Source organism: Mesorhizobium sp. M1E.F.Ca.ET.063.01.1.1 (assembly GCF_003998155.1).
Taxonomy (GTDB): Bacteria; Pseudomonadota; Alphaproteobacteria; order Rhizobiales; family Rhizobiaceae; genus Mesorhizobium.
On the sequence record NZ_RZSC01000582.1, the window covers coordinates 1 to 3,810 of the forward strand.

General features: G+C 65.3%; 4 protein-coding genes and 1 tRNA gene. 3 read left to right on the forward strand and 2 right to left on the reverse strand.

The annotated features are described in order from the left end of the window. Positions 1–6 precede the first annotated feature (6 nt). Both EOA29_RS28480 and EOA29_RS28485 read right to left on the reverse strand, forming a co-directional pair. Positions 7–82, reverse strand: a tRNA-Lys gene (locus tag EOA29_RS28480). A 160-nt stretch (positions 83–242) separates the two neighbouring features. Beyond that, entirely contained in the window at positions 243–1,145 is a 903-nt protein-coding gene (locus tag EOA29_RS28485; RefSeq protein ID WP_126093185.1) for a PhzF family phenazine biosynthesis protein, read from the reverse strand. 134 nt (positions 1,146–1,279) lie between these two features. On the opposite strand from EOA29_RS28485, the gene EOA29_RS28490 reads away from it, so the two are divergent. The 3 genes from EOA29_RS28490 to EOA29_RS28500 all read left to right on the forward strand — a co-directional run. After that, positions 1,280–2,566, forward strand: coding sequence for an efflux RND transporter periplasmic adaptor subunit (locus tag EOA29_RS28490; RefSeq protein WP_126093184.1), 1,287 nt, complete (start codon positions 1,280–1,282; stop codon positions 2,564–2,566). A gap of 3 nt (positions 2,567–2,569) precedes the next feature. Then, positions 2,570–3,274 (forward strand): ABC transporter ATP-binding protein, encoded by a 705-nt coding sequence (locus EOA29_RS28495; protein ID WP_127221920.1) that lies wholly within the window; start codon positions 2,570–2,572, stop codon positions 3,272–3,274. Further along, positions 3,271–3,810: ABC transporter permease (locus EOA29_RS28500; protein ID WP_145969842.1), on the forward strand; the 540-nt coding region annotated here is incomplete at its 3' end. The genes EOA29_RS28495 and EOA29_RS28500, both read left to right, overlap by 4 nt.

A 3,810-nucleotide genomic window follows, 5' to 3' on the forward strand; every position in this document is an offset into this window, starting at 1 on the left:
GTTAATTGGTGGGTGTGCACAGGATCGAACTGTGGACCCGCTGATTAAGAGTCAGCTGCTCTACCAACTGAGCTACACACCCACACCGCCGGGAAACCCAGCGTCGGCGGGCATATAGCCGCCGGTTTCGGCGATGTCCAGCCCTGCCGGATCATTTCCCGACAAATCGACACGGCATGATCCCGAAAAGTGGATTCCGGTTTTCGGAAAAGATCATGCTCGCTCAAAAAAAGCCGCACCGGTCAGACGAACAACTTGCCTTCCGCGACCCGGATCGCATGGCCGCCGATGCGCGCCGAGGCCAGTTTTCCGCCGTCGACATTGAGCTCGAGGCGGATGCGCGAAGGCCGGCCCATTTCCAGCCCCTGCTCGATCCAGAGCTGTGAGATTCCGTCCGTTGGACCATCGAAATGCATGATGGTGCCGGCAAAGGCGGCCGCGGCCGAGCCGGTCGCCGGGTCCTCGTACGAGGGATTGCCAGGCACGATCATGCGGACATGGAAGGCGCTGTCGTGATGCACCCTGTCGCGGCAATAGACATAGGGGCTGGCAAAGGCCCATTCGCTCTTGCGCGGCGCGAGTTCCGACCAGGCCTGGTTGTCCAGCCTGACTTTTGCGGCCGCTTCGAGGCCGGAGACCGGAATGGTGACGTAGGGCACGCCGGCCGACCAGAAGGAAACGCGGTGATTCTCGAAGCCGATCTCGTGCGGAGCAAGACCGAGCGCCGCGCCGATCATTTCCGGGTCGGCGACGAGTTCCAGGCGCTCCGGCAGTTTCGCCAGGTCGAACTCCGCGAAAATGGCGCCATCATGCTTGCTCACCGCGCAACGCACAGGGCCGATGTTTTCTTCCAGCACAAAGATGCCTGTCGTCTCGCCTTTCAGCTCCGCAAGCGCGATAGCCGAACCGACCGTCGGGTGGCCGGCGAACGGCATCTCGTAGTCGGGCGTGAAGATACGGATACGGTTGCTGTGCTTGGGATTTTCGGGCGGCAGCACGAAAACCGTCTCGGACAGGTTGAATTCGCGTGCGATCGCCTGCATGGCGGCCGTGTCCAGCCCCTCGCTGTCGAGCACCACGGCGACCGGATTCCCGGCCAGCCGCTCGGTCGTGAACACATCGTAAAGCAAGTAGCTGCGCGCCATCGAGAAAGCCTTCCGCCTCGCTCCGAATCTTCCGCCTCAATCCCAACATGAGGGAAATTTAATTTGAAATTCGAACCTTAAGGCATGATTTGTGCACAAATAGGGACATCAATTCTTCGCTATAGGGGTCCGGGGTGGACCAGGTTGTCAATCCGCCAAAGGCGGAATCCGATACTTCCATCGAGGCAGCTCTCGGGCTCGACCGCAAAGGCATGATCCGCAAGCGCCGTCGCGGCTGGCTCTACGCGCTGCTGGCGCTGGCGGTCGTGGCGGTCGTGATTGGCGTCTACCGTTGGAACGCCGCCGCCCCGCCCCGGATCGAATACACGACCGCTCCGGCGACGGTCGCCGACCTCACCGTCCAGGTGTCGGCGACCGGCACGCTTCAGCCGTTGACGCAGGTCGACATCTCCAGCGAGCTGTCCGGCATCGTCCGCTCGGTCGCGGTCAGCGAAAACCAGCAGGTCAAGAAGGGCGACGTGCTGGCGACGCTCGACACCGCCAAGCTCGAGGTCCAGATCGAACGCGCCACCGCCTCGGCCAAGGCGGCAGCGGCGGCCGTGGAGGATGCCAAAGTCACGCTGCAGGAAAACGAGAAAGCGGTGGTCCGCGCGAGCGCGCTTACCAAGCGCGGCATGGCGACGGACCAGTCGCTCGAAGCTGCGACCGCGACGCGCGACCGCTCCAAGGCGGCGCTCGACAGCGCCGAAGCCAACCTCGCCATCGCTGAGGCCGATCTCAAGGCGCAGCAGACCGACCTTGCCAAGAGCACGATCTATGCCCCGATCGACGGCATCGTGCTCACGCGCTCGGTCGATCCCGGCCAGACGGTCGCCTCCTCGCTGCAGGCGCCGGTGCTGTTCGTCATCGCAGCCGACTTGCGGAACATGGAGCTGCAGGCGGCGGTGGACGAGGCCGATATCGGCCAGGTCAAACCCGGCCAGCATGCCCGCTTCACCGTCGACGCTTTTCCGGACCGTCCCTTCGACGCCGAGATCCGCGACATCTCCTACGCCTCGGTCACCACCGACGGCGTCGTCACCTACAATGCCCGGCTTGAAGTCGACAACGGCGGGCGTCTGCTCAGGCCCGGAATGACCGCCACCGTCGCGGTGGTGACCAGGCAGGCCAAGGGTGTGCTGACCGTGCCGGCCACCGCCTTCCGCTATCGTCCGGCCGAACAGGCGGCCCGCGGCTGGAGCTTGCGCGACCTGTTCACCGGCCGCATGGGCCGTCCCAACCGGCAGCGTGAGGCGACAAAGACGCCGACGGACGGCTCACGCACGATCTATGTGCTGGAAAACGGGCGGCCGCATGCCGTCAACGTCAGGATCGGCTCGACCGACGGCGAATTGACCGAGATCACGTCCGGCCTCGACCAGGGCGCCGAGGTCATCACCGGCTCGCAGCAGCGGAGCTGATCCGTGTCCGCTCCCCTGCTCATCACCTTCGACAAGGTCTGGAAGAGCTATGGCGAGGGCGAGGCGCGCGTGGACGCGCTTGCCGGCGTCGATCTTGCGATACGCCGCGGCGAGTTCGTCGCCATCATGGGACCGTCCGGCTCTGGCAAGTCGACCGCCATGAACGTCATCGGCTGTCTCGACACGCCGACGGCCGGAACCTACCGCTTCATGGGCGTCGATGCCGGCAGGCTCGACCGAAACCGCCGTGCCGTGCTGCGCAACCTCTATGTCGGCTTCGTCTTCCAGGGCTATAATCTCCTGCCCCGCACCACGGCGGCCGAGAATGTCGAGCTGCCGCTGATCTATCGCGGTGTTTCCGCTCGCGAACGCCGCGATCTCGCAATGCACGCGCTGGCCGAGGTCGGACTTGTCGGCCGGGAGCACCATACGCCGGCCGAACTCTCGGGCGGTCAGCAGCAGCGCGTTGCGATCGCGCGCGCCATCGTCACCAAGCCGACGTTGCTCGTCGCCGACGAGCCCACGGGAAATCTCGACACGGCACGCACGCACGAGATCATGCACCTGCTGACCAGGCTCAATGCCGAACTCGGCCTCACCATCGTCATGGTCACGCACGAGGCCGATGTCGCGGAGTATGCCAGCCGCACCGTGCGCTTCCTCGACGGCCATGTCGCCTCGGACGCAGCAAAAGCCGAGGCCGCATGATCTGGGAGACCGTCCGCCTTTCGCTGATTTCCATCCGCAGGAACGTGCTGCGCTCGTTCCTGACCCTGCTTGGCATCGTCATCGGCGTGGCGGCTGTCATCGCCATGCTCACCATCGGTTCCGGCACCACCGAGAAGGTCAAGGCCGATATCTCGAAGCTCGGCAGCAATCTTCTGGTCGTGCGCTCCGGCCGACCCGCCGGACCGGGCGGACCGGGCGGGCTCGACCAGGCCACCCGCCCCCTCGCCGACAAGGACCTTGCGGCGCTCGTCGCCCATCTCAGCGGCGCCCGCGCCATCGCCCCGGCCTCGCAAAAGCAGGTGCGCGTCATCTTCGGCACGGAAAGCCTGACGTCGGGCGTGACCGGCACCGACAGCGCCTATCTCGACGCGCGCGACTGGAAACTGGTTTCCGGCCGCCCGTTCAGTGATTCCGAGACCCGCGCCGGCGCTGGGGTGTGCCTGATCGGCGAGACAGTGCGCCAGCAGTTCTTCGGCGCCGGCGATCCGGAGGGCGAGATCATCCGTGTCAACCGC